This window comes from Streptomyces sp. NPDC029041, from assembly GCF_040637515.1.
Classification (GTDB): Bacteria; Actinomycetota; Actinomycetes; order Streptomycetales; family Streptomycetaceae; genus Streptomyces.
On record NZ_JBEZWO010000008.1, the window covers coordinates 228,377 to 252,498 of the forward strand.

The window sequence follows — 24,122 nt, forward strand, 5'->3', positions numbered from 1 at the left end:
GTCGATCTCGTCGACGGTGAGCAGCCGCCCGTCGGTTGTCCGGTGTGGGGCATGTCTTCCCGGCGGGGCGGGGGAGTGCAGCGGAGACATCCCGGTGCACTCACCCAGAGCGCCCGAGTCCTTCGTCGATGCGGGTGCGCAGGGAGCTGAGCGCCTTCCTCAGCTCTGCCGGTTCGATGTCCATGAGGTCGGCGTCGAAGGTCAGGAGCAGTCCTGCCAGCCCGGCCCATGACCACGCACCGAGTGTGAGCCGGCAGTCGGAGTCGGTGTGGTGCTCGACCGTCGATCCGCCGGGGGCGAACCGGGCGACGACGGGCGTGGGCAGCGCGATGAGCGCCGAGCCGCGGCACGGCCATTCCGCCGGGGTGTCGCCTCGGTCGTGCGTGGTCATGACGAACGCGACCGGATCGCCGTGCGGGACGTCGCGGCGGTCGAAGGTCCTCCCCGTGGGCATACGTGGTTCGAGGCGGTCGATGCGCATCGCGCGCCATCGGTCGGCGTCCGGCTGGAACGCGACGAGGTACCACCGTGCCGCCCACACGACGAGGTCGTGCGGTTCCAGTGTGAGGGTCGTCGGTTCGTCCTCGCCCGTGTAGTCCGCGCGGACGATGTGCTGCCGGTTGATCGCGCCTCCGATGACGCGGACGATCTCTGCGTCGATGGGCGCTGCGGGGAACTCCCAGTAGTTGCGCGCCGCGGAGACGGTGAAGGCTTCGGCGTTGACGCGGCTGCGGGCAGGCATGGCCTGCCGCAGCGTGCTGAGGGCGCGGGCCGCGTTCTCGCGGATGCCGGACAGGATCGTGGGGACTGTCTGGAGCGCGACGGCCGCCGCGACGGCCTGCTCCTCGTCGAAGACGACCGGCGGCAAGCGGGTGGCGCGGCCGAGCCGGTAACCTCCGCCGGCCCCGCGCACGGCCTCGATCTCGTACCCGAGCTCTCTGAGCGTGTCGATGTCGCGTCGCACGGTCCGTGCCGACGTCCCCAGCCTCGTGGCGAGTTCCCCGGCGGTCAGCGTCGCGCCGACCCCGAGGATCGACAGCAGCTTCAGCGTCCGTGCGGAGGTGGCGGTCACTGGCTCATCCCCTCACATGAAGCGGTCACTCGATGGCAACTATGCCTGCCATGGTGGCCGGCATGGCCGCTTCACAGACTCCCCACGAGGACACGCGCGCACCCGCCGCTTCCTCGGCACTCGTCTCCGGCGCTGGCGCGAACGCAGCGCTTCTGGTGGTGCTCTTCGGTTCCTTCATGGACCTTCTCGACGCGACGATCGTCACCGTCGCGGCCCCGGCGATGGCCCGGGACCTGGGGGCCGGCGACGCTCAGATCCAGTGGGTGATCGCCGCCTACGTCCTCGCCCTGGGTGCGGGCCTGATCACCGGCGGACGGCTCGGTGACCAGTACGGCCGCAAGCGCCTGTTCATGACCGGGCTGGCCGGGTTCATGGTCACCTCCGCCCTCTGCGCGCTGGCATCCGGCCCGGGAACGCTCATCGGCATGCGAGCCGCGCAGGGACTGACCGCGGGAATCATGGTTCCGCAGGTGTTCGGCATCATCCGGGCATCGTTCGCCCCCGGCGAGCGTGCCAAGGCGTTCGGCGCCTACGGAGCGGTGCAGGGGCTCGCGTCGGTCGCCGGACCGCTGCTGGGCGGGCTGCTCGTCGACGGCGACCTGTTCGATCTGGGATGGCGCACGATCTTCTGGATCAACATTCCTGTCTCCATCCTGGCGCTGGTCATCGGCGCGAAGGTGCTGCCGGAGTCCCGCTCCGCCTCGACCGCGCGGCAGGATCTCCCGGGCGCGCTGCTCGCGGGCTCAGGCATCCTGCTCCTGCTCCTGCCGGTCATCCAGACGGAGAGCTGGGGATGGACCTGGGCCAGTTACGCCCTCCTCGCCGCCGGAATCACCGTGCTGGCGATCTTCCTCGTCCACGAACGTCGCCTCACCGGACGCGGGGAAGAACCAGTCTTCGATCCCGCTCTGCTCCGCATCCGCTCCTTCACGGTCGGCCTGAGCGCGTCCGTGCTCTTCTTCGGCGGCATCGGGTCGTTCTTCCTCACCCTGTCGGTCTACCTCCAGATGGGCACGGACCGCACCGCGTGGGAGACCGGTCTGGTGATCCTGCCGTACGCGCTCGGCTCGATCATGACCTCGGGACTCGGTGTCGCTCTCGCCGCCAGGGCCGGCAGGACCCTGCTCGTCACCGGCTCGCTCACCATCGCGGCGTCCCATCTCGTCCTGTGGGCGGTCATCAGGGACGGCAACGATCCCGGATACTGGCACCTTGCCCTCGCCCTCTTCATCGGCGGCCTCGGGCTCGGTTTCGCCGCCCCCATCCTCGTCAACGTCGTCCTCGCCGGCGTCCCCGGACGCCACGCGGGCGCCGCGGGCGGCGTGCTCTCCACCGTCAACCAGATCGGCGGCGCCGTCGGCATCGCCGTCCTCGGCACGGTCTTCTTCACGACTGTCACCGGATCGGCGACCGGCACACCCCAACCGGCCGGCTACGGTCATGCGCTCGCCGTCGTCCTCGTCGTCTCCGCGGTGCTCTACGTCGTCGCGGCACTCGTGATGCTCGCGCTCCCGAGGACCGCGGCCGAGCAGGCCGACGAGTGAACCTCACTGGCCGGCCCGCCCGTTGACCGCCCAGCGGGTCCGGGCCCGCCGGTACCGCCGGCACCCGGCGGTGGTCGTCGGGGGCAGATGGGGGAGGCCGGGTTTCTGGAGGATGCTCGCGATGTGCTTGGCGACGGCGGCGTCCGTGACGACCAGGCGGCGGGCCAGGAGCCGGCGTACGACCTCGGGGTCGACGACCGTCGCGCCGGAGGCCACGCGGGCGGCGGCGTCGGCGAAGTCTTCCGGTCGTCGAGCAGTTCGTCGGCGATGGTCTGCTCGACGTACTGGCTGAGGACGAGGACCGCCGGCGCGGGCTGCTCGGCCTGGAGCAGCCGGACTGTCCGCAGGCCTTCGTCCGCCTGGCCGGACGGCACTCGGAGTGACGGATGGCGTCTGCGGACAGCGCAGGCTATGGGCTGCCCTTGCTGCCACAGCGGCTCACCATGGTCTGACTGTGCCTCCACGACCTCCGGGTCCTGCGACTGTCCGGTGCGACACCGCGCCAGGTGCTGCTGACGCTCGCCGCCGGGACGTGCTCCGTCGTGGCCCTGGGCGCCGGTCTGGGACTGGCCGTGGCCGCCCCCGTCCTGTTCGGTACCGCCCATGGGCTGCTCCCGGCCCGGGCCACGCCCGGACGCATGAGCCGGGCCTGACCGGAGGCAGCCTCACCGTCCGAGGACCGGCCGGAACGCGTCCCGTACCCCCGACTTGGACGTGGAGACGAACTGGTCGCCCGGGCCCAGGTCGTACATGTAGTACTCGTAGCGCAGCACGCTCGGGCAGCTGCCGCCGCCGATCTGGACCGAGCGGGGGTCCAGGCGCTTGCCGGTGCGCAGTGCGTAGACCTTCAGGGGAATCTTGACCTTGTGGAAGGTCACCTGGTGGGGGAGGTACTTCGACTTCTTGTTCTCGTAGCGGCACGTCTGCACGGCGGCTCCGTTCTCCGCCTCGTCCGCGCAGACCACGAGGGCGGCCTTGGCGGGGTCGCCGGTGCGCCAGGACCCGGGGAGCTGGCCGGTGTACTCGGAGTCGCCGAGGAACAGGGCGCGGCCGGAGCCCTTGCGGTACGCCGGGGCGCCGCTGTACTTCGCCGGCTTGGCGCAGTAGCCGGACGACGCGTCATACGTGTCGTCCACCAGGCCGCGCACGCGGTTCAGTTCGATGGCGAGGGTGGCCTTGCGCACGCCGCCGCGTGCCTCGTCCGTGCGGGAGTCGTCCGGGTAGGTGTCGAGGAGCTGCTGGTAGTGGTCCCGCGCCCGCGGCCAGGCGTCCTCGGTCATGAGGTGGTCGCCGCAGCCGACCAGGGCGGCGGGTTCGGTGCGGGCCGCCGTACCGGCGGAGCGGTCCAGGACGTCGTGGCTGGGGCCGCGGCCGCGGAGCCAGGCGGTGAGGGCGGCGGTGCCGCAGGCGTCGTCGGTGGGCAGTGCGTCGAGGAAGGTGTCCAGGGTCGTGCTGACGGTCTGCTCGTTGCCGGGGCCGTCGTTCAGGACACCCGTGAGGGTGCCGAAGCCCCGCCCCAGGTCCTCGGTGCTGCCGGTGCGTGCGGCGCGGGCCAGGACGGACGCCGCCCCGTCGAGCCGGTGGCAGGCCGCCACGACCGCGTCGCCGGGTTCCACCACCGGCGCGCCCGCCAGCCGGTGGCCCCACCACACCCCGCCCTGCGCCGCCACGGCTGCCCGGCAGTCGCCGTCCTCGCGGGCCTCGGTCACCCGCTCCTCGATGCCGTACGCGTCGATCCGCAGCAGCGTGGCGGTCAGCACCACCGCGAGGGCGAGGGCGAGCGTGCCCGCGCGCTGACCGGGACGTACGGCGTGCTCGGGGCGCCGTCGGGCCATGAACCAGCCGTGGGCGATGCCGGCTGCCCACCACGCGAGGAGCAGGACCTCGTAGCGGGCCTCGGCGGTCCTGGCCGTGAGGTGCAGCAGCACGGCCGCGCCGAGCACGGCGGTCGCCGCCAGCCGTTTGCGACGCAGCAGCAGATAGCCGGTGCCGAGCAGGGTGGCGTTGCCGAGGGCCACCGCCAGGGGGTCGACGGACCCCCTCGGGGGTTCGTACGTCCGGTACGTCATGGAGTCCGCACCTCCGCGCGTGCCGAGAAGTACCGGCGGCCGGTCCCGCCGCTCACCGTCCACAGGGCCGCCAGGTCCGCGAGCGCGAACAGGAAGGCCGGGAGGCTCGGTGCTCCGGCCGCCAGCGAACCGAGGGCGGCGAAGACCACCCCCAGCGACGCGATGGACAGGCACACGATGAGCGCGACCCGCACCCAGGGGCGTCGCCCGCGCGCCAGTACGACACAGGTGAGGTGGAGCGCCGCCAGCCCACAGCAGAACAGCGCCAGCAACCAGGCCATGGGCATCGGCATCAGGGGGTCCTGGCCGTGGTCCAGCTTGTTCTGGTTCTCGTCGATGATCGCCCAGGCGCCGAAGAAGGTTCCGATCCCGTGCACGCAGACCAGGACGAGGATCCACATCAGTGACTTCGGCATGCGTGTCGTCGTGGGGTCCGGCATCGCGGTCACCTCGCGCTCTCGTCGTCCGGCAGGTCGTAGACCCGCGCCCAGTCCACTTCGTGGACGGCGCTCTGCAGGCCGTCGCCGTGGAAGTTGTCGAGCTGGATGGTCTGGTGCATCGACGGGGCGCACTGGACGCAGTCCCGGTCCTCGTTCGCGCCGCCGGAGAAGCGGAACCACTCCTCGCCGTCGATGAAGCCGCGCAGGTGGGCCGGGGTCCACTCGACGGCGATGTTGTGCCACTGCGACAGGTCCACGCCGCACTTGCGCGCGTGCTCCTGCTGTACGGGGACGTCCTCGGGGTGGGGGTGGTGCAGGAACGCCTCGGCGCAGTCCTCGCCCGGGGCGCCGTTCTCGAGGTAGTCGTACTCGCCGTCCTCGGGGTGCTTGTTCGAGTCCGGCCACAGGATGAGCAGCGGGTGGTACGTCCGGCCGTTGTCGGGCGCGGTGGGGCGGGAGCGTACGCGCGCCTCCCACCTGCCGTACCTCTGCCCGTACTGCGAGGCGAGCCAGCCGGTGTCGCCGTCCGTCTCGCCGGTCATGCGCAGGACTCCGCCGACGACGCGGGTGTTGGCGTCGCAGCGGCGGCCGTTGCCGGCGTGGCCGGGCCAGCACTTGTCCGGACCGCCGCCCGCCAGGCGCCACTTGGCGCGGTCCGGTACGGCCGGAGCGGATCCGGAGCCGTAGTCGAACTCGTCCGACCAGGCGGCGAGCGGGTCGCCCCAGCCGTGCCGCTCCGCCGCGGTGCTCGCGGATCCGGGCGCCGCCGTCGCCGTGAGCGTCAGCGTCAGTGCCGCCGCGCCCAGCCCCACGGCGAGGTGCCGGGCGCGATGTCGTCCGTACATGGTTCTCCTCCAGCCTGTCGCGGGTGTGTGCGGACGGCGGCCCGAACCCTCCCCTCGCGGGGTTCGGACCGCCGCGCCATGGCCCGTCCGGGCCGCGTCCTGGAGCCATTCGACCGCCGTGCGCGGTTGTTCGGCTGGCCCCTCACCAGCACCGAACAACCCCGCGGCGCGAACGGCACCGAGTGGCCTGGAGGAAGCGTGAGAATCGAGTGAACGCCCGTGTCCCGTACGGGAATACCGCCGATGGTCAGGGGAGGGCGTACGCGGGGAGGGGCGGAGGCATGCCGGGACAAGCGGGGCCGGGGCGGTCCGAGGGAGAGCTGGATCCGGAGGCCGGGCCGGTGCAGCGGTTCGCCGCCGGGCTGCGGGCGCTGCGCGAGTCGGCCGGCAGGCCCACCTACCGGGAGATGGCCCGGCGGGCGCGCTACGGCGTGACCACCCTGTCGCAGGCGGCGGCCGGGAAGCAGCTGCCCACCCGCGCGGTGACGCTCGCCTACGTGAAGGCGTGCGGTGGTGACATCGCCGAGTGGGAGCGGCGCTGGCGCGAGGCGTCGGACGAACTGGCCGCCGGGGCCGCCGCCGCCGACACCGCCCGGCCGCCCTACCGCGGTCTGACCCGTTTCGAGCCGGGCGACGCCGAACTGTTCTTCGGCCGGGACCAACTCCTGGAGCGGCTCGTCGAGCTGAACCGCAAGCACCGCTTCACCGCTGTCTTCGGCCCCTCCGGCAGCGGCAAGTCCTCACTGCTGCGGGCCGGTCTGATCCCGCGGCTGAGGGCAGCCTCCGACGAGGACGTGCCTCCGGCGGCCGTGCGGATCCTCACTCCCGGCACGGACCCGCTGCGCACCCACGCCGACCGGCTGGAACCCGTACCCGACACCGACGCCGAAACCTGGCTGATCGTCGACCAGTTCGAGGAGTTGTACACCCTCGGCGCCGACCCGGCCGACCGGGACGCCTTCATAGACCGCCTCGTCGCCGCCACCGACGCCGACAGCAGGCTGCGTGTCGCCATAGCGGTGCGGGCCGACTTCCTCGCCCGCTGCGCCGAACACCCCGGGCTCACCGCGGCCTTGCAGGACGCCACACTGCTCGCCGGGCCGATGAGCCGCGCGGAGCTGCGGGAGGCCATCGTCCGCCCGGCCGCCGCAGCCGGCCTGATCGTCGAACGTGCCCTGACCGACCGGCTCCTGGACGAGGTCGAGGGTGCCCCCGGCGGGCTGCCGCTGATGTCGCACGCCCTGCTGGAGACCTGGCGCCACCGCAGCGGCCGTGCCCTGACGGAGGCCGCGTACGAGTCCGCCGGCGGGCTGCACGGCGCCGTCGTACGGACCGCCGAGCAGGTCTACGGGGAACTGACCGACGACCAGGCGGAACTGGCCCGGCGCATCCTGTTGCGCCTGGTGGCTCCGGGGGACGGCACTCCCGACACCCGCCGCCCCACCGACCACGCGGAACTCGGCTTCGGCGACCCCGCCGACACCCGGCTCGTGCTGGAACGGCTGGCCCGGGCCCGCCTCATCACCTTCGACGACGGCACCGCCGACCTCGCCCACGAGGCCCTCATCACCGCCTGGCCCCGGCTGCGCGCGTGGATCGACGCCGAACGCGACCGGCTGCGCGTGCACCGCGCGCTCTCCGAGGCCGCCCGCACCTGGCAGGACCTCGGGCAGGAGAACGCCGCGCTCTACGCGGGCTCGCGGCTGAGCGCCGCCCGCGACGCCTTCCCGCGCGACACGGCACACCAGGACCCGGGCGACGACGAACTCACCCCGCTGGAGAGACATTTCCTCACCTCCTCCCTCCGCCGCCGGCACCGTGCCGCGCTCCTGCGCCGCACGGTCGTGGCCGTCCTCGCCGCGCTCGCCCTGCTCGCCACCGGCACCGCCGTCGTCGCCCTCCAGGCCCGGGCCACGGCGCAGACCGAACGGGACGACGCCGTCTTCGGACAGCTCACCGCCGAGGCCGACCGGGTCCGCGACACGAACGCCGGGCTGGCCGCGCGGTTCGACGTCGCCGCGTACGGCATGCGCTCCACGCCGGACCTGCGGACCCGGCTGGCCTCGGACGCGGGCCGGGTGCTGGCCACGCGGCTGCCCGGCCACGACGGTGTGGTCAGCTCCGTGGCGTTCGCACCCGACGGCCGCACTCTCGCCGGCGGCGGCCACGACGGCACCGTCCGGCTGTGGGACACCGGCGGCCGGGCCCTGGGCGAACCCCTGCGCCTCGGCACGGGCCGGGTCGGTGCGGTGGCCTTCGCGCCGGGCGACCGCGACCTGCTGGTCGCCACCGGCGAAGGCGGCGCCGTCCGCCTGTGGGACCTGCGCGACCGGGAGCGCCCGCGCGCCGTGGGCAGGCCGCGGGCGAGCCACGACGGGCAGAACATCGTCACCGCCGCCTTCGCGCCCGACGGCCGCACCCTGGCCACGGCCGGTGACGACGGCACCGTACGGCTGTGGGACGTCTCCGATCCGGCCCGCCCGGAGCCGCTCGGGAAGCCCGCCACGGCCGACGAGTCACGGGACCGCAGCGTCCGCGCCGTCGCGTTCGCCCCGCACGGCAGGACGCTGGCGACGGCGGGTTACGACGGCAGCGTGCGGATGTGGCGGTACGGCACGCACGACGGCATCGCACCGCTGGGCGAGCCGCTGCGCGCCCACACCGACCCGGTGTGGACCCTTGCCTTCTCCTCCGACGGCCGCACCCTGGCCACCGCCGGTTTCGACGAGACCGTACGCCTGTGGGACGCGTCCGACCCGGACCACGTCGAGTCCCTGGGCGAACCGCTCACCGGGCACACCGCGCCCGTCATGTCGGTCGCGTTCAGCCCCGACGGCGAGACGCTGGCCAGCGCGGGTGAGGACGACGCGCCGCTGCTGTGGAACGTGGCCAACCCCGCCTACCCGCAGCGGCTCGGACAGCCGCTGACCGGCCACACGGAGGCCGTCTGGGAGGTCGCCTTCAGTCCCGACGGCCGCACCCTCGCCAGTGCCGGAGCCGACGGCGGCGTCCTGCTGTGGCACCGGCCGCCGACCGTCCTCACCGACTTCACCAACCCGGTGACCGCCGTCGCCCTCAGCCGCGACGGCCGCCTGCTCGCCGCCGCCAGCACCGACGACGGACTGGTCCGCCTGTGGGACGTGAGCCGCCCTGACCGTCCGCGCCGGCTGCCGCGGACGCTCGGCCACGAGGACCGGGTGCTGTCCGTCGCGTTCGCCCCGGACAGCCGCACGGTCGCCAGCGGCAGCGCGGACGGCGCCGTACGTCTGTGGGACGTCTCCACACCGGACCGACCCGCCCCGCTCGGCGCACCCGTGCCCGCGCACGAGGGCGGGATCGACGCCGTCGCGTTCGCGCCGGACGGCCACACGCTCGCCACCGGAGGCGAGGACGACACGGCGCGGTTGTGGGACGTCCGGCTGAGGGACCGCGCACGCCCGCTCGGCGCACCGCTGCGCGGCCACACGGACGCCGTCACGTCGGTGGCCTTCTCCCGTGACGGCCGCCTCCTCGCCACCGGTGCCGAGGACTCCACGGCCCGCCTCTGGCACGTGCGCGTGGGAACGTCGGCCCGTCCCGCGGGCGCCGCCCTCACCGGACACGACGAGGCGGTGAACGCGGTGGCCTTCGCCCCGGACGGCAGGACACTGGCCACGGGCAGCGACGACCGCACGGTCCGGCTGTGGGACGTGGAACGCGGCGGTGCCGCGCGTTCGTCGGGCAAGGAGCTGGCCGGACACCGGGCGGCGGTCCGGGCCCTGGCCTTCGCCCCGGACGGGAAGACGCTGGCGACCGGCGGTGGCGACCACACGGTCCGCCTGTGGGACGTGTCCGACCCGGCTCGCACCGAGCCCTACGGCCAGGAGCTCACCGGCCATCTCGACACCGTCACCACCGTCGCGTTCGGCCCCCGGGGCGACACGATCGCCTCCGCCGGCTACGACCTGACGGCCCGGGTGTGGACCCTCGACCCGGACCGCGCCGCGGACTACGTCTGCGACCACACCGGCGGGGTCCTGACCGGGGTCGTCTGGGAGGAGCACCTGCCGCGGCTCGGGTACCGGGAGGTGTGCGAGGAGCGTTAGGGCCGCGCGAACTCGATCACGGCACCGTCCTCGTTGTGGGCGACGACGGTGGCCTTCACCGCGTCGCCGAACCCCGCCTCACCGCCCGCGCCACCGAGCTGGGCCAGGGAGCCGTCGTCCGACTGGAAGGTGACGGAGTCGCCCGACACGGAGACGTGCAGGTTCTTCCCTCGCGCCCTGATCTCGGCCGTGGAGGTCACCAGCACCTCGCACGCGCCGTCCGAACAGGCCGCGTAGTCCTTGCCGTCCGCGGCCTCGGGCAGCGGGCCGGTGGACCCGGGCGCGGGGCTCCCGTCGGCGTGGGGCTTCCAGCCCGGGGCGCACTGCTCCGCCCGCTCGTAGGCGGCGGCGAGCCGCGGATCCTTCCTCGCCAGCGCGGGCAGGTCCGGCTGGGGCGGGGTGAGGGACTGCACCTTCTTGTCGACGTCCGCGGCGGTGGCCTCGGCTTGTTCGAGGGGCACGGCCGGCGAGACCTCGTCGAGTTCGGTGGCGACACCCTTCACCTTCTTCTGCCAGGCCGCGAGCAGCCGGTCGGCCGCGGGAACGCCCGACGGGCCGAGGCCGTCGAGATCACTCGCCGCGGTCTCCACGTCCGACGGCGTCGCGAAGAGGTAGTGGACGGCGCGGGACCGTGCGAGCAAGCCCGTTTCGTCGTCCGAGTCCCGGATCTCCTTCAGGTCCGCGGCGCTGTCCGCCCGAAGTTCCTTGAGCGCGACCGCCGACTCGCACATCTTCCCGGCCCACTGCACGAGTTTCCCGGACGGCGCCCGGCTCGGTTTCGACTCGGCCGCATCGGCCGCCCTCTTGCCGGTCTTCTCGTCCGTCCCGCCGCCCCCGCATCCCGCGACGGCCAGCACCAGCCCGGCGACCGCGACGACGACGCCCTTGCCCCTGCCCATCCGACGGCTCCTCTCCCTGCTGCGACCTGGTTCCCCAGGTCCAGTTCAGCCGCGGCGCGCATTGTTCGGCGAGCCGTACCGCAACCCGAACAACGCGCCAGGGCCGGCCGTGGTGGTCCCGGGTCAGCTCACGGCCTGTCGGGGGTCCAGGCCGCCACCAGGTCCAGGAGACCGGGGAACCGGGCGTTGAGGTCGGCGACGCGGACGTGGCTGCGGCGTTCCAGGCCGTACTGGCGCTGGCGGGTGACGCCCGCCTCGCGCAGTGCCTTGAAGTGGTGGGTGAGGGAGGACTTGGGGCGGTCGAGGCCGAACCAGCCGCAGGAGTGGTCGAACGCCTCCGACTCGAGCAGGAGTTTGCGCACGATCCGCAGCCGCAGCGGGTCGCTCAGCGCGCCCAGCACGCTCTCCAGCCGCAGCTCCCCGACCGCCGGTTCGGGCAGCGGTTCCGGCAGGTCCTCCGGCTCCGGCACCGCCTCGACGACCGGCGTCGGTCGAACCGTCGCAGACATGGTCAGCTCCCTATCACCGAGATCTGCTGTACGAGTTCAATCGTACCGCGTGCTAAGTTCGAAAAAACTCGTACTTGCCTCGCCGGAGGAGCACCCCATGTCGCAGAGCCGGACCCTGTCCGCCGAGACGGCGGACGAACAGCAGGCCGCACCGCCGGAGCCGGCCACGGCCCGCACGCCCACCTGGTGGGTGTGGCTGGCGGCCTGGCCGGTCACCGCCGTCTTCGTGCTGTCCAACGCGGCGACCCCGCTGTACGTGCTGTGGCAGCGCGACATCGGGTTCTCCAAGGGCACCCTGACCGTCGTCTTCGCGTTCTACATCGTCGGACTGCTCGGCTCGCTGCTCGTGTCGGGTGTCGTCTCCGACCGGCTGGGACGCAAGACGGTGCTGCTGCCCGCCCTCGGGCTCGCCCTGGCCGCCTGCGCGATCTTCGCGACGGCCACGACGGTCGCCGCACTGATCGTCGCCCGGCTGTTCACCGGCATCGCCGTCGGCGCGGTCGTCTCCGCCGGCATGGCCGCCGTGACGGACGTGGCGGGTCCGGAGCGCAAGCGGCTGGCCGCCCTGCTCGCCTCCTGCGCGATGGTCTTCGGCGCCGGCCTCGGCCCGCTGCTCGCCGGCCTGCTGTCCGAGACGCTCCCGGCCCCCACCGCCACCGTCTTCGCCGTCGAGGCGGTCCTGCTGGTCACGGCCGTCCTCGCCGTGCTGCGCATGCCGCTACGCCGCCCCGCCGCCCGCGGCGAGGGCGCCTGGGTGCGCGTGCCCGGCGTCCCGCACGGCAACGGCATCCACCTCACCCTCGGCATCGCGGTGTTCGCCCCCGGCATCACCGCCACGTCCTTCGTGCTGTCGCTGGGTCCCACCCTGCTGACCGAACTGCTCGGCACCACCAGCCGGATCGTCGCCGGAGCCATGGCGTTCGTCATGTTCCTCGCCGCCACCGGCGTCCAGTTCGCCGTGCGCAAGCTGCCCCGGCGCACCATCCTGACCGCCGGTGCGATCAGCACCACCCTCAGCATGGCCGCGCTGATCGCCGCCGTGCGGGCCTCGTCGGTCGTGCTGCTCGTCGCCTCCGCCCTGCTCGCCGGGGCCGGCCAGGGCATGGGCCAGCTCGGCGGTCTGTCGCTGCTCAACTCCACCGTCCCGGCGCAGCGCCTCGCCGAGGCCAACGCCGCGCTCAACGTGGGCGGTTACGTCCCGGCCGGCCTGCTTCCGGTGTCCACGGGCTACCTGATGGACGCGGTGGGACTGCCGGCCGGCGCGACCCTCTTCGGCACCGTCCTGACGGGACTCGCCGTCGTCGGCGGGCTCGTCGTCCTTTCCGGCCGGCGCCGGGTGTCCGAGCCGGTGTGACGGGTCCTCACGGCTTCGCCGCGCGCGTGAGCCCCCTCATGCTCCCGCTGCCCGGAAGGTGACCTCCCGGCGGGCGGCTTCGTCGATCTCCTCGACGGTGAGCAGCGGCGTCGCCCGGGTGCGGACGGTTCCGCTGGCCTTGACGGTGAGGCTGACGGCGGCCATGGAGACGCTGTCGGGGAAGTCGACGATCATCACGAGGTCGTCGTCCCCGAAGGCGAAGTACATCGCCTCGACCCGCCCCCCGAGCCCGCTGACGACCTGCTCCACGGCGGCCCTGCGCCCACTGCCGCCTTCTTTGAGCAGTCCCTTGGTGCCTTCGGTTGTGTAACCGGCCTGGATGAGGAACTTCGGCATGGCTGTCTCCCGCCCATCGCTTGTCGGAGGTGCGGCATGCCTTCCCGGTGCGCCGGCGATCGCCCTGCGCGCGGGGCCCGGATTCACCCGTTGGCAGCCGTCGCGGGGTCATCTCGCGCCCGGCGGGAACCGGCCGACGGGGACCACGCCGCCTCGAATCCGCTGGCGCGACCTCGACCGTCGGGTTTTTCAGGAGGTTCATATTCCGCGAATGGGTATTCGAACCGACTTCATTTCTCCTTCCCTTCCGTCCCTGGCGGAACATCCGTTCTCGCAGGGGGCGGAAGATCCTGTCGAGATTCCGCCCGGCTGCGCGATCGTTTATTTCAAGTCGTTGTTCTCCGGGGCGTCCGGGAAATCGTTCCGGCATATCTACGATCGCTGGCTATGACCGACTTACCTCGGGACGACTCCGCCACCCGCGCCCGTTGGCAGACCTGCCTCGAGCTCGCCCGTGAACTCCTCCTCGTCGGGCCGGACGGCGAGGACCTCAAGCTCGACTACCTGCACACTCTGATCGACACCGGCCGCCTCGGCCCCACCCGCCACCCGCGCAAGAAAATCCTCGTCGTCGGTGCCGGAATCACCGGACTCGTCGCCGGGCGATTACTCAAGGACGCCGGCCACGACGTCACGATTCTGGAGGCCAACGCCGGCCGCGTCGGCGGGCGCATCAAAACCTTTCGCGCCACCAAACACCATCAGCCTTTCGACGACCCCGCCCAGTACGCCGAAGCCGGTGCCATGCGGCTTCCCGACTTCCACCCGCTCGTCCTCGCCCTGGTCGACAAACTCGGGCTCGGCCGCCGCCAGTTCTACAACGTGGACGTCGATCCGGAAACCGGCAGCGGCCCCGACATCGCCCCACCCCCGGTGACGTACACGTCCCCCACCGGCCGGACGTGGACCTACGGCGACGACAGCCCCGGCTTCCGCGAGCCCGACAAGCGCGGCAACTCCTGGATCCGCACCAACCGCGTCCAGGTCAGGCGCTCCGACTACGCGAGCACGCCCGAGCGGATCAACGAGGGCTTCCACCTCACCGGCGACGAAGTCCGCGCCCCCGTCGTGAAGATGGTCGACGAGGCGCTGGAGACCGTGCGCGACTACTACTCCGACGTCGTCGACGGCAGGCGCGTCGACAAGCCGTACGACGAGTGGGTCGAGGGCTGGGCCCGGGTGATCCGCGACTTCGACGGCTACTCCATGGGCGGCTTCCTGCGCGACCACGCCGGGCTCAGCGACGAGGCGATCGAGGCCGTCGGAACCCTGGAGAACATGTCCTCGCGGCTGCACCTGTCGTTCTTCCACAGCTTCCTCAGCCGCAGCGACATCAACCCCGGCGTGCGCTACTGGGAGATTCCCGGCGGCAGCTGGCGCCTGCCGCACGCCCTGCACCAGGGGCTGCGCGAGGAGGTGCGGCTCGGTCACCGCATGATCCGCCTGGAGTACCACGACCCCAGCCGCGACACCGACCCCGAGGGCACCGGCGCCGTCGGGCCCGACGGCTGGGGCGTGGCCGTGCAGACCGTCGCCGAGGACGATCTCCAGGCCCCGCCCCGGCTGTGGACGGCGGACCTGGCGATCGTCACCGTGCCCTTCTCCGCCCTGCGCTTCGTGGAGATCGTCCCGTCGATGTCGTACAAGAAGCGTCGCGCGATCATCGAGACCCACTACGACCAGGCCACCAAGGTGCTGCTGGAGTTCAGCCACCGGTGGTGGGAGTTCACCGAGGACGACTGGCGCGAGGAACTCGGCCGCATCGCGCCGGGACTGTACGAGTACTACCGGCAGAGCGGGCCGGGCCCGGCGCTCGCCGAGACGGACAGCGGGCCCCTCCTCACCTTCTCCGGCGGGAACACCGAGCTGCTCGGAGCCGCCGTCAAGGACAGCAGCGTCACCGAGGAGATGCGGGAGCTGAACAGCGGCCTGCCGCTGCGCGGCCCGGCCGTCCGCCCCGCCACCCACTGCTTCGGCGGAGGCTCGGCCGCCGACAACCCCAACCGGTTCATGTACTACCCGTCGCACCGGGTCGAGGGCAGCACCGGCGGTGTCGTCCTCGCCTCCTACTGCTGGTCCGACGACGCCGCCCGCTGGGACTCCATGCGCGCCTCCGAGCGCTACGTCTACGCCCTGCGCAACCTCCAGGCCCTGCACGGCCGCCGCATCGAGGTGTTCTTCACCGGCCGCGGCGCCACCAAGAGCTGGGCCCGCGATCCGTACGCCTTCGGCGAGGCCGCCATCTACACCGCCCACCAGATGACCAGCTTCCACCTGGACGTCTCCCGGCCCGAGGGCCCGGTGCACTTCGCCGGCGAGCACACCTCCCTCAAGCACGCCTGGATCGAGGGCGCACTGGAGAGCGCCGTGCGCGCCGCCCTCGCCGTCCACCGGGCCCCGGCCGTCACCACCCCGGGTCCCCACCGGGAGGGGGAGCGCTCGTGATCGCGATCAGCCCGCCGTGCACGGTCGCCCGCCATCTCGCGCTCAGGCTGGCCGAGCTGGGCATCACCCACCTGTTCGGCGTCCCCGGCAACCACCTCGGCCCGTTCCTGACGACCCTGCGCGCCGAGGGCGACATCGAGTGGGTCGGCACCCCGACGGAGGGCGGCGCGGGCCAGGCCGCCGACGCCTACGCCCGTATCCACGGCGTGGGAGCGGCGGCCGTCACCTACAGCGTGGGCGCGTTCAATCTGCTCAACGCCTGTGGGGGCGCCTACGTCGAGCAGGTCCCGCTGATCGCCGTCAACGCCTCGCCGCCCTACGAGCAGTGGCAGAACTACCGTGCCCTCGGTCTGCTCACCTCGCACATGAGCCCCCGCGCCGAGAGCAACCTGGAGGCCTACCGGCAGGTCACCGTCGACGCGCAGGTCATCTCCAACCCGGGGCTCGCGCCGGGCCAGATCGACGCGGCGCTCACCGCGTGCCTCTCCGAGCGCAGGCCGGTCTACCTGGAGGTCATGGAGGACCTCTGGGACGAGTCCTGCCCCGAGGCCGATGCGCCGCTCGTCCGACGCGACCGGCCGTTCGGCGCACGCGGCCGGACCATGCTGGACAGTGCCGTGCAGGCGGTCCTCACCCTCGTCGAGGACCATCCGGGCCCGGACGGCAGGCCCCGTCCGATCATCTGGGCCGGCGAGGAGATCGACCGGTTCCGGCTCGCCGGACAGCTCACCGACCTGGTGGAGGCCACCGGGGTGCCGTTCTGCACCACCGTCGGCGCCAAGGCCGTCGTCGACGAGGACCTGCCGCAGTTCCACGGCGTCTACAACGGCCACGCCGGCCACCCGGACGTGCACGGCGTCTTCAAGGACTGGGCCACCTGCCGGATCGGCCTCGGCGCCTGGTCCACGTCGAAGAACCTCGGCGGCGAGCAGTCCGTCGGCGGCGACTGGGTGATGGCCGCGCACGGCGGGGTCAGCATCGGCACGACCTACTTCCCCGACGTCCGGCTCGAACAGCTGCTGCCCGCCCTCCAGGACGCGCTGGTCAAGGCGTACGGCTCCGGGGGCCTGACCGCCGACTACTACGCCCAGCCCTACGGCCACCACGGCTCGCGCGGCCACCGCCCGGCGGCCCTGGAGGACCACCGCGCCTCGCTCCGCACCGCACGCTCGCCCCACCGGCGCTCCGAACGCCTCACCTACGACGGCGTCTTCGACCGGATCAACCACTTCCTGAACCACGAGAGCGCGGACGACTGGACGGTCGTCTCCGACGCGGCGTTCTCCCTCATCGGCTCGATGAACCTGTCCCTGCCCGCGGGCGGGTTCCTCTCCCAGGTCAGCTGGCTGTCCATCGGCTGGTCGGTCGGCGCGGCCACCGGAGCGGCCCTGGCCCCCGAGCGCGAGGACGCCCGCCCCATGGTGTTCGTCGGGGACGGCGCCTTCCAGGAGACCTGCCAGGAACTCTCCACCCACACCCGGCTCGGACTGCGCTCCGTCGTGTTCGTCATGGACAACGGCCACTTCTACGGCATCGAGCAGATGCTGGTGCACCCGTCGTACTACGCGGACCGGGACCACGAGCCGGACCACTACAACGTCCTGCACCCCTGGCACTACGACCGCCTGGCGGACGTCTTCACCGGCCGGGACACCCCGGCGAACGGGGTGGTCGTCGCGCACGCCGGGGACCTGGACGACCTCCTGGACCGCCTCGCCGACCCGGCCGATCCGCTCAACGCCGGACCACTCCTGGTCCGGGTCCGTCTGCACCGGCACGACTATCCGAGGGCCATGGCCTACAAGGTTTCCCACGAGAAGGAGCAGTCACATGGCTGATCTCAACGTCCTGATCGCGTTCGACGCGGCGACGATCGTCGAGCGGAACCCGGGCGCCTCCCGGAACCCCGAGGCGCCGACCCAGGTCGACCAGAGCCTGATCTACATGACGACCCGCCACGACCACATCGTCGGCACGTCCGGCGCCGAGCTGAACCTGCGGGCCGAGCCGGGCGACAGCATCCGCTGGCGCGAGACGACCCTCTCCCTCGGCAGCGATTACAAGGCCCTGCTCTACCGGTACGTCAGCAGCGACCCCCAGCACCAGCTCATCCGCACTCCGGAGATCGAGGTCGTCGACGGCGTCTACCCCCTGCCGAAGGAGGGCACGGAAGGCAGGCCGGAGTTCGAGACCCAGCGCTATGCGGACCACTACTGGCGCACGACCGTCAAAAGGACCGGCAAGGTCACGTACCACTTCTTCTTCCAGATTCTCGACCGACACCGGCAGTTGAAGGGCTACTTCCAGTGGGACCCCTTCATCACGATCGAAGAGGCCTGACGCCTGACGTCTGACACCTGACGTCTCCGGCGGCGGCGAGGGGCACGGGCGCAGAGGCTACGCTTGATCCCGTGGAGCTCCTGCACCTGCGCTATTTCCTCGCCGTCGCCCAAGAGCTGAACTTCTCCACCGCGGCCCGCAAACTGCACATGGCGGCCTCCCCGTTGAGCCGGCGGATCAAGGACCTCGAGAACGAGGTCGGGCACCGGCTGTTCGACCGGGACACCCATCACGTACGGCTCACCGAGGCCGGCAACGCGCTGCTGCCGATCGCCCGCGGGGTGCTGGAACAGGTCGACTCCATCAAGTGGCGGCTGGACGAGACGGCCCGGCCGCAGCGCACCACCCTGCTGCTCGGCGTGCCCACCGGGGTCCATCCCGACCTGCGGGAACGGATGGACGCCCTGGCCGAGCGGGTCGGCGAGCGGTTCGAGATCAAACGCTGGCCCGGCGGCACCGACCGGCTCGTCGACGCCGTGTGCGACGGCAGGCTGGCGCTGACCCTGGCCCGGCTCCCGGCCGGCGGTGATCCGGCGCTGGAGCAGATGCCGGTGATGTCGGAGCGGCTCGGCGCTGTCGTGCCCCGGGACCTGTTCGAGGGGCGCGAGTCCGTCGCCCTCGCGGAACTGGCGGAACTCGCCTACGCGGGCTCCCCGACGGCGGTGACGAACGCCTACTTCCGCGGCCTCGACCAGCAGCTCGCGGAACTCGGCATCAAAAAGCGCATCGAACTGGGCACCGCCACCTTCGAGGGAATCTCCGAAATAGTTTCCAGTGGTCTGGCGTTCTCCATTTCCATGCTGGACCCCAGAAGTCCCGTGCAGAATTACCGTCTGGACGGCGTCACCGTCCTCCCGTTCTCCGATTTCCACCCTCGTCTGGAGACCGGGCTGATCTGGCGCAAGGACCGAGCCAACGGCGGTGACCTGCGGGAAGTGGTAGAGGCGGCCCGGGAGATCTTCGCCGAGCCGCTCCACTCATAACCTCCGGAAAACCTTCACGAAAAGCGGTATGACCACTGTGGTCATACCGCTTTTCGCTATTCGGTCACGCCATTCGTTTCCCTTCGCCGACTCGCCGCGCTAACTTAGTTTCCAGATACACACACATGGCGAGCGAAGGAGTGAAGAAACCGATGACGGACATCAACGACACCGTCGCCGGCCCGCTGCAGGGCGTCCGCGTGATCGACCTCTCGACCGTGGTGATGGGCCCCTACGCCGCCCAGATCCTCGGCGACCTGGGCGCCGACGTGATCAAGATCGAGTCCCCGGCCGACACCGTCCGCGTGGGCCACTACAAGACCACCCCGGGCATGACCCCGCTGAACCTCAACGTCAACCGGAACAAGCGCAGCGTCGCCCTCGACCTCAAGGACGACACCGACCGCGAGCGCGCCCTGCGGCTGATCGACACCGCGGACGTCCTGATCACCAACATGCGCCCCGGCGCCCTGCACCGCCTGGGCCTGTCCTACGACGACATCGCCGCCCGCAACCCCGGCCTCGTCTACGCGCACGCCCAGGGCTTCCGCAGCGACTCGGACCGGGCCGGCAACGCCGCCTACGACGAGACCGTGCAGGCCGCCTCCGGCCTCGTCGACATCGCCGACCGGGCGCTCGGCGAGCCCGTCTACCTGCCGACCATCATCGGCGACAAGGTCTCCTCGCTGACCATCGCCTACAGCGTGCTGGCCGCCCTGCTGCACCGGAACAACACCGGCCAGGGCCAGCTCATCGAGATCCCGATGACCGACACGCTGATCGCGTTCAACCTGGTCGAGCACCTCGCGGGCCACACCCACGTGCCCGAGACGGGCCCCACCGGCTTCGCGCTGTCGATGCTGAAGGGCCACAAGGCCGTGCGCACCAAGGACGGCCTGGCCTGTGTCATGCCGTACAACCCGCACAACTACCGGGACTTCTTCACCGCCGCCGGACGCCCGGACCTCGCCGAGGACCCCCGTGTGAACGGCGACGCGATCGACAGCGCCGACCACGAGGACCTGGCCGAGCTGCTGGCGGCCTGCGCACCGGCGCTGACCACCGAGGAGTGGGCCGAGGTGTGCGCCAAGCACAGCATCCCGATGGCCCCGGTGCTGGAACTCGACCGCGCCCACGACGACCCCTACGTCCGTGACGGCCACCTGCTCGACAGCGTCGAGCACCCGACCGAGGGCACGGTCCGCACCATCGGCATCCCGCTGCGCTTCTCCGCCACCCCCGGCTCGATCCGCCGCCTCGCCCCCGTCGCGGGCCAGGACACCGAGGACGTCTTCGCCGAACTCGACGCCACCACCCGCTGATCGTCAGCTGATCGTCACAGGAGGAACAGCCATGAGCACCCCCACATCTCCCGTCGTGCGCACCGAACGCATCGGCTCCACCCTGCTCATCACCCTGGACCGTCCCGAGGCCCGCAACGCCGTGAACGCGGCGACCGCCACCGCGCTGGCCGCCGCTCTCGACGAGCTGGAGGCCGACCCCGCCCTGCGGGTCGGCGTCCTGACCGGCGAGGGCGGCACGTTCAGCGCCGGCATGGACCTCAAGGCCGCGCTGCGCGGCGAGTCGCCCGAGGTGGAGGGCCGCGGATTCGGCGGCCTGACCGAGGCCCGGCCGGACAAGCCCCTCATCGCCGCCGTGGAGGGCTTCGCCATGGGCGGCGGCTTCGAACTGGCCCTGGCCTGCGACCTGATCGTCGCCGCCGAGGACGCCCGGTTCGGCCTGCCCGAGGTCAAGCGCGGCCTGATCGCCGCGGGTGGCGGCGTGATCCGGCTGCCCGGGCGCATCCCGCACCACCTGGCGATGGAGTTCCTGCTGACCGGCGATCCCGTCGACGGCCGCCGGGCCGGCGAACTGGGCCTGGCCAACCGGGTCACCGCCAAGGGGCAGGCCGTCGCCGAGGCGCTGCGGCTCGCCGAACGGGTCGCGGAGAACGCCCCGCTCGCCCTCGCGACGGTCAAGCGCGTCGTGCGCGCCGCCGAGGGAGCGTCCGACGAGGAGGCCTTCGCCTTCCAGCGCACGCAGACGAAGCCCCTGATGGCCTCGGACGACGTACGCGAGGGCATGACCGCCTTCGCCGAGCGCCGCCCCGCGCGGTGGACCGGGCGGTGAGCCGGACATGAAGGCCGCAGACGTACGACAGCACGTCACCACCCCCCTCACCAGCCCGGCGTACGCGCCGATGGTCCCGCGCTTCACCGACCGCGAATACCTCAACGTCGTCTACCGCACCGACCCCGACGCGCTGCGGGCCGTCGTCCCCGAACCCCTGCGGATCGACGAGCCGCTGGTCCGGTTCGAGGTCATGAAGATGGGCGACGTCAGCGGATACGGTCCCTACACCGAGGCCGGCCAGGCGATTCCCGTCCGCTTCGAGGGCGAGCGGGGCGAGTACCTGCACGCGATGCACCTGGACAACTTCCCGGCGACCGCCTCCGGCCGCGAGGTCTCCGCCTACCCGAAGGTCATCGGCTCCCCGGCGCTGTACATCGACTCCGGCGCGCTCGTCGGCACCCTCGACCACGGCAGCCTGCGGGTGGCCACCGCGACCATGGGCTACAAGCACCACGAGCTGGACCGGTCCGAGGCCGAGGCACAGATCACCGTGCCCACCTTCATGCTGAAGACGATCCCCGGCTACGACGGTCTGCCGCGTGTGCAGGAACTCGTCCGCACCCGCATCACCGACGTCACCGTCAAGGGCGCCTGGACCGGCCCCGCCCGGCTCCAGCTGTTCCAGCACGTGCTCGCCCCGCTGGCCGACCTGCCGGTGCTGGAGGTCGTCTCCGCCAGCCACATCCTCACCGACCTGACGCTGGCAGGCGTCGAGCCGGTCCACGACTACCTGAAGGGAGCCGCGTCATGAACCGCGCCTTCCGTACCGCCGGGGTGATCGGCGCCGGGACCATCGGACTGTCCTGGGCCACGCTGTTCGCCGCGCACGGCCTGACCGTACGGGTCAGCGACCCGCGCCCCGACCTCGCCGAGGCCGTGGACGAGGCCCTGGCCACCTACGCCCCGCATCTGGCCGCCCGCGGCCTGGACGTCACCGGCCTCGCCGGCCGCGTGCACCTCGCCGCCGACGTCACCGAGGCCGTCCGGGACGCCGACGTCGTCCAGGAGAACGGCCCCGAGCGGGCCGGGTTCAAGAAGGACCTGTTCGCCACGCTCGCCCGGGAGGCACCCGCACACGCCCTGCTGCTCAGCTCCTCCTCGGCGATCCCGTCGAGCGCGTTCACCGGGGAGCTGTCCGACGAGGACGCCGCCCGGGTGCTGATCGGCCACCCCTTCAACCCGCCGCACCTGGTCCCGCTCGTCGAGGTCGTGCCCGGGATACGCACCGGCGAGGACGCCGTGCTGGACGCGGTGGACTTCTACACCTCGGTCGGCCGCACCCCGGTCGTCGAGCGCAAGGAGATCCCCGGCTTCGTCGGCAACCGCCTGCAGAACGCCCTCAGCCGCGAGGCCGCGTACCTCGTCCAGGAGGGTGTGGTGACCCCCGAGGACCTCGACAAGGTCGTGATCAACTCGCTGGGCCTGCGCTGGGCCACCGTCGGGCCGTTCCTCGGCGCGCACCTGGGCGGCGGACCCGGCGGCTACCGGCACCTGGTCGAGCACATCGGCAAGTCGATGCAGCAGACGGGGGCGGGCCTCGGCACCCCGTCTCGGAGCAAGGAACAGAACAAGGAACAAGAGGAAGCACAGGAACGGCTCATCGAAGCCGTGGAAAAGGCCTACGGCTCCTCCACGTACTCGGAACTCACCGGGACGCGCGACCGCAGGCAACTCGCTGTCCTGGCAGCCCTGGACAGCGCGGACAAGGAGGAGAACTGAGATGACCACCACGCACGAACCTCTCCAGGACCAGCTGGTCGCCGACTTCTACGCCTACGAGGCGCTGCTGCCCGACGACGAGCGCAAGCTCCTCCTCAAGACCCGCGCCCTCATGCGCGACGAGGTCAAGCCGCTGGTGAACGAGAACTGGGGCAAGGACCAGTTCCCGGCGGAGCTCATCGGCCTGTTCCGCGAGAGCGGCCTCGCCGGCCTCCCCTACGAGGGCTACGGCGAGCACCGTCCCGGTGTCAGCAACCTGCTCAGCGGCACGATGGCCATGGAGATGGCCCGCACCGACGCCTCGGTGTCCACCTTCTTCGGCGTCCACAACGGACTGGCCATGTACTCCATCTACTCCGGCGGCGACCAGGAGCAGCGCGACCGCTGGCTGCCGGCGATGGCCGCGATGGACAAGATCGGCGCGTTCGCGATGACCGAGCCGCTCGGCGGGTCCGACGTCGCGGGCGGTATGCGCACCACCGCCAAGCGCGAGGGCGACTCCTGGGTCCTGAACGGCGCCAAGAAGTGGATCGGCAACGCCACCTTCGCCGACTACGTCGTGGTGTGGGCGCGCGACCTCGACGACAACCACGTCAAGGGCTTCGTCGTCGAGAAGGGCACGCCCGGCTTCGACCCCGTGAAGATCGAGGGCAAGATCGCCTTCCGGATCGTGGAGAACGCCGAGATCACCCTGACCGACGTCCGGGTGCCGGAGGCCAACCGGCTGCAGAACATCAACTCCTTCCGCGACGTCGCCGAGATCCTGCGCGCGACCCGCGCTGGAGTGGCCTGGCAGGCGCTCGGCGTCATGATCGGCGCCTACGAACTCGCCCTGGACTACGCCCGGGAGCGCCGCCAGTTCGGCCGCCCGATCGGCGGTTTCCAGCTGGTGCAGGACCTGCTGGTCAAGAGCCTCGGCAACATCACGGCCTCCTGGGGCATGATGACGCAGCTCGCCCGGCTGCAGGACGCGGGAATCTTCCGTGACGAACACTCCTCGCTGGCCAAGGCGTTCGTCACCTCCCGGATGCGGGAGGTCGTGGCGTGGAGCCGGGAGATCTTCGGCGGCAACGGCATCCTGCTGGACCACGACATCGCCCGCTTCTTCGCCGACGCCGAGGCGATCTACTCCTTCGAGGGCACCCGTGAGATGAACACCCTGATCGTCGGCAAGTCGATCACGGGCCAGAGCGCCTTCGTCTGAGCCCCCGCACGGACCACGACGAACCAACCCCGGGCCGCCACCCGGGGTTTCGTCATGCCCGGCTCGGACAGCGCCCGGCCCGCCCGCCCGGGGGCGCTACGAGGTGTGCCCCCGCGCCCTCCTG

22 protein-coding genes are annotated in these 24,122 nt (G+C 71.9%); 14 read left to right on the forward strand and 8 right to left on the reverse strand.

The features are described 5' to 3' along the window. Positions 1-100 precede the first annotated feature (100 nt). Entirely contained in the window at positions 101-1,072 is a 972-nt protein-coding gene (locus AB0F04_RS22315; RefSeq protein WP_362043781.1) for a WYL domain-containing protein, read from the reverse strand. Between the two features lie 62 nt (positions 1,073-1,134). On the opposite strand from AB0F04_RS22315, the gene AB0F04_RS22320 reads away from it, so the two are divergent. Beyond that, on the forward strand, positions 1,135-2,616 hold the full coding sequence (locus AB0F04_RS22320) for an MFS transporter (protein ID WP_362043783.1): 1,482 nt from the start codon (positions 1,135-1,137) through the stop codon (positions 2,614-2,616). A gap of 3 nt (positions 2,617-2,619) precedes the next feature. Here the strand turns inward: AB0F04_RS22320 and AB0F04_RS22325 are convergent, their stop codons facing one another. After that, positions 2,620-2,832 (reverse strand): hypothetical protein, encoded by a 213-nt coding sequence (locus AB0F04_RS22325; protein ID WP_362043785.1) that lies wholly within the window; start codon positions 2,830-2,832, stop codon positions 2,620-2,622. A gap of 290 nt (positions 2,833-3,122) precedes the next feature. Between AB0F04_RS22325 and AB0F04_RS22330 the strand changes: the two genes are divergently transcribed. Next, complete coding sequence (locus AB0F04_RS22330) at positions 3,123-3,269, forward strand: hypothetical protein (RefSeq protein WP_362043787.1); 147 nt, start codon at positions 3,123-3,125, stop codon at positions 3,267-3,269. Between the two features lie 12 nt (positions 3,270-3,281). Here the strand turns inward: AB0F04_RS22330 and AB0F04_RS22335 are convergent, their stop codons facing one another. Genes AB0F04_RS22335 through AB0F04_RS22345 form a run of 3 tightly spaced genes read right to left on the reverse strand, consistent with a single transcriptional unit; the run spans position 3,282 to position 5,970 of the window. Continuing rightward, positions 3,282-4,685: a hypothetical protein gene (locus AB0F04_RS22335; protein WP_362043789.1), complete on the reverse strand. Its 1,404-nt coding sequence runs from the start codon at positions 4,683-4,685 to the stop codon at positions 3,282-3,284. Then, positions 4,682-5,101 (reverse strand): hypothetical protein, encoded by a 420-nt coding sequence (locus AB0F04_RS22340; protein ID WP_362043791.1) that lies wholly within the window; start codon positions 5,099-5,101, stop codon positions 4,682-4,684. Before AB0F04_RS22340 ends, AB0F04_RS22335 begins: the two co-directional genes overlap by 4 nt. Positions 5,102-5,130: 29 nt before the next feature. Continuing rightward, positions 5,131-5,970, reverse strand: coding sequence for a glycoside hydrolase family 16 protein (locus AB0F04_RS22345; protein WP_362043793.1), 840 nt, complete (start codon positions 5,968-5,970; stop codon positions 5,131-5,133). 281 nt (positions 5,971-6,251) lie between these two features. Here AB0F04_RS22345 and AB0F04_RS22350 point away from each other — a divergent pair, with 281 nt between their 5' ends. After that, positions 6,252-10,055, forward strand: a complete 3,804-nt coding sequence (locus tag AB0F04_RS22350) for a WD40 repeat domain-containing protein (RefSeq protein ID WP_362043795.1) — start codon at positions 6,252-6,254, stop codon at positions 10,053-10,055. Here AB0F04_RS22350 and AB0F04_RS22355 read toward each other — a convergent pair. Continuing rightward, on the reverse strand, positions 10,052-10,954 hold the full coding sequence (locus AB0F04_RS22355) for a hypothetical protein (protein WP_362043797.1): 903 nt from the start codon (positions 10,952-10,954) through the stop codon (positions 10,052-10,054). The two genes, AB0F04_RS22350 and AB0F04_RS22355, sit on opposite strands and share 4 nt — an antisense overlap. 128 nt (positions 10,955-11,082) lie before the next feature. Then, positions 11,083-11,463: an ArsR family transcriptional regulator gene (locus AB0F04_RS22360; protein ID WP_362043799.1), complete on the reverse strand. Its 381-nt coding sequence runs from the start codon at positions 11,461-11,463 to the stop codon at positions 11,083-11,085. A 97-nt stretch (positions 11,464-11,560) separates the two neighbouring features. On the opposite strand from AB0F04_RS22360, the gene AB0F04_RS22365 reads away from it, so the two are divergent. Beyond that, positions 11,561-12,817, forward strand: coding sequence for an MFS transporter (locus AB0F04_RS22365; protein ID WP_362043801.1), 1,257 nt, complete (start codon positions 11,561-11,563; stop codon positions 12,815-12,817). A gap of 36 nt (positions 12,818-12,853) precedes the next feature. Here AB0F04_RS22365 and AB0F04_RS22370 read toward each other — a convergent pair whose 3' ends face one another. Then, positions 12,854-13,174: a GYD domain-containing protein gene (locus AB0F04_RS22370; protein WP_362043803.1), complete on the reverse strand. Its 321-nt coding sequence runs from the start codon at positions 13,172-13,174 to the stop codon at positions 12,854-12,856. On the opposite strand from AB0F04_RS22370, the gene AB0F04_RS22375 reads away from it, so the two are divergent. From AB0F04_RS22375 to AB0F04_RS22420, 10 genes are all read left to right on the forward strand, one after another. Further along, on the forward strand, positions 13,173-13,565 hold the full coding sequence (locus tag AB0F04_RS22375) for a hypothetical protein (RefSeq protein ID WP_362043805.1): 393 nt from the start codon (positions 13,173-13,175) through the stop codon (positions 13,563-13,565). The genes AB0F04_RS22370 and AB0F04_RS22375 overlap by 2 nt on opposite strands. After that, positions 13,562-15,619, forward strand: coding sequence for an FAD-dependent oxidoreductase (locus AB0F04_RS22380; protein WP_362043807.1), 2,058 nt, complete (start codon positions 13,562-13,564; stop codon positions 15,617-15,619). The genes AB0F04_RS22375 and AB0F04_RS22380 overlap by 4 nt, the downstream gene beginning before the upstream one ends. Further along, positions 15,616-17,457 (forward strand): thiamine pyrophosphate-binding protein, encoded by a 1,842-nt coding sequence (locus AB0F04_RS22385; protein ID WP_362043809.1) that lies wholly within the window; start codon positions 15,616-15,618, stop codon positions 17,455-17,457. Before AB0F04_RS22380 ends, AB0F04_RS22385 begins: the two co-directional genes overlap by 4 nt. Then, positions 17,450-17,959: an inclusion body family protein gene (locus tag AB0F04_RS22390; RefSeq protein ID WP_362043811.1), complete on the forward strand. Its 510-nt coding sequence runs from the start codon at positions 17,450-17,452 to the stop codon at positions 17,957-17,959. The genes AB0F04_RS22385 and AB0F04_RS22390 overlap by 8 nt, the downstream gene beginning before the upstream one ends. Before the next feature lie 71 nt (positions 17,960-18,030). Continuing rightward, the gene (locus tag AB0F04_RS22395; protein ID WP_362043813.1) at positions 18,031-18,942 is read left to right on the forward strand and encodes a LysR family transcriptional regulator; all 912 of its coding nucleotides are present in this window, start codon (positions 18,031-18,033) and stop codon (positions 18,940-18,942) included. Between the two features lie 152 nt (positions 18,943-19,094). Continuing rightward, the gene (locus AB0F04_RS22400) at positions 19,095-20,264 is read left to right on the forward strand and encodes a CoA transferase (RefSeq protein ID WP_362043815.1); all 1,170 of its coding nucleotides are present in this window, start codon (positions 19,095-19,097) and stop codon (positions 20,262-20,264) included. Positions 20,265-20,295: 31 nt separating this feature from the next. After that, a complete protein-coding gene (locus tag AB0F04_RS22405) occupies positions 20,296-21,072 on the forward strand; it encodes a crotonase/enoyl-CoA hydratase family protein (RefSeq protein ID WP_362043817.1) in 777 nt (258 codons plus the stop codon). Positions 21,073-21,079: 7 nt separating this feature from the next. Then, positions 21,080-21,826 (forward strand): acetoacetate decarboxylase, encoded by a 747-nt coding sequence (locus AB0F04_RS22410; protein ID WP_362043819.1) that lies wholly within the window; start codon positions 21,080-21,082, stop codon positions 21,824-21,826. Next, positions 21,823-22,794, forward strand: coding sequence for a 3-hydroxyacyl-CoA dehydrogenase NAD-binding domain-containing protein (locus tag AB0F04_RS22415; RefSeq protein WP_362043821.1), 972 nt, complete (start codon positions 21,823-21,825; stop codon positions 22,792-22,794). Before AB0F04_RS22410 ends, AB0F04_RS22415 begins: the two co-directional genes overlap by 4 nt. A gap of 1 nt (position 22,795) precedes the next feature. After that, the gene (locus AB0F04_RS22420) at positions 22,796-23,998 is read left to right on the forward strand and encodes an acyl-CoA dehydrogenase family protein (protein WP_362043823.1); all 1,203 of its coding nucleotides are present in this window, start codon (positions 22,796-22,798) and stop codon (positions 23,996-23,998) included. Positions 23,999-24,122: the final 124 nt, after the last annotated feature.

Excerpts from the sequence above, each read along its gene's own strand:
- AB0F04_RS22370 (WP_362043803.1), bottom strand. The coding sequence starts at position 13,174 with ATGCCGAAGTTCCTCATCCAGGCCGGTTACACAACCGAAGGCACCAAG.
- AB0F04_RS22335 (WP_362043789.1), bottom strand. The coding sequence starts at position 4,685 with ATGACGTACCGGACGTACGAACCCCCGAGGGGGTCCGTCGACCCCCTG.
- AB0F04_RS22365 (WP_362043801.1), top strand. The coding sequence starts at position 11,561 with ATGTCGCAGAGCCGGACCCTGTCCGCCGAGACGGCGGACGAACAGCAG.
- AB0F04_RS22415 (WP_362043821.1), top strand. The coding sequence starts at position 21,823 with ATGAACCGCGCCTTCCGTACCGCCGGGGTGATCGGCGCCGGGACCATC.
- AB0F04_RS22345 (WP_362043793.1), bottom strand. The coding sequence starts at position 5,970 with ATGTACGGACGACATCGCGCCCGGCACCTCGCCGTGGGGCTGGGCGCG.
- AB0F04_RS22405 (WP_362043817.1), top strand. The coding sequence starts at position 20,296 with ATGAGCACCCCCACATCTCCCGTCGTGCGCACCGAACGCATCGGCTCC.
- AB0F04_RS22350 (WP_362043795.1), top strand. The coding sequence starts at position 6,252 with ATGCCGGGACAAGCGGGGCCGGGGCGGTCCGAGGGAGAGCTGGATCCG.
- AB0F04_RS22410 (WP_362043819.1), top strand. The coding sequence starts at position 21,080 with ATGAAGGCCGCAGACGTACGACAGCACGTCACCACCCCCCTCACCAGC.
- AB0F04_RS22390 (WP_362043811.1), top strand. The coding sequence starts at position 17,450 with ATGGCTGATCTCAACGTCCTGATCGCGTTCGACGCGGCGACGATCGTC.
- AB0F04_RS22375 (WP_362043805.1), top strand. The coding sequence starts at position 13,173 with ATGGCTGTCTCCCGCCCATCGCTTGTCGGAGGTGCGGCATGCCTTCCC.
- AB0F04_RS22340 (WP_362043791.1), bottom strand. The coding sequence starts at position 5,101 with ATGCCGAAGTCACTGATGTGGATCCTCGTCCTGGTCTGCGTGCACGGG.
- AB0F04_RS22355 (WP_362043797.1), bottom strand. The coding sequence starts at position 10,954 with ATGGGCAGGGGCAAGGGCGTCGTCGTCGCGGTCGCCGGGCTGGTGCTG.
- AB0F04_RS22360 (WP_362043799.1), bottom strand. The coding sequence starts at position 11,463 with ATGTCTGCGACGGTTCGACCGACGCCGGTCGTCGAGGCGGTGCCGGAG.
- AB0F04_RS22380 (WP_362043807.1), top strand. The coding sequence starts at position 13,562 with ATGACCGACTTACCTCGGGACGACTCCGCCACCCGCGCCCGTTGGCAG.
- AB0F04_RS22400 (WP_362043815.1), top strand. The coding sequence starts at position 19,095 with ATGACGGACATCAACGACACCGTCGCCGGCCCGCTGCAGGGCGTCCGC.
- AB0F04_RS22320 (WP_362043783.1), top strand. The coding sequence starts at position 1,135 with ATGGCCGCTTCACAGACTCCCCACGAGGACACGCGCGCACCCGCCGCT.
- AB0F04_RS22420 (WP_362043823.1), top strand. The coding sequence starts at position 22,796 with ATGACCACCACGCACGAACCTCTCCAGGACCAGCTGGTCGCCGACTTC.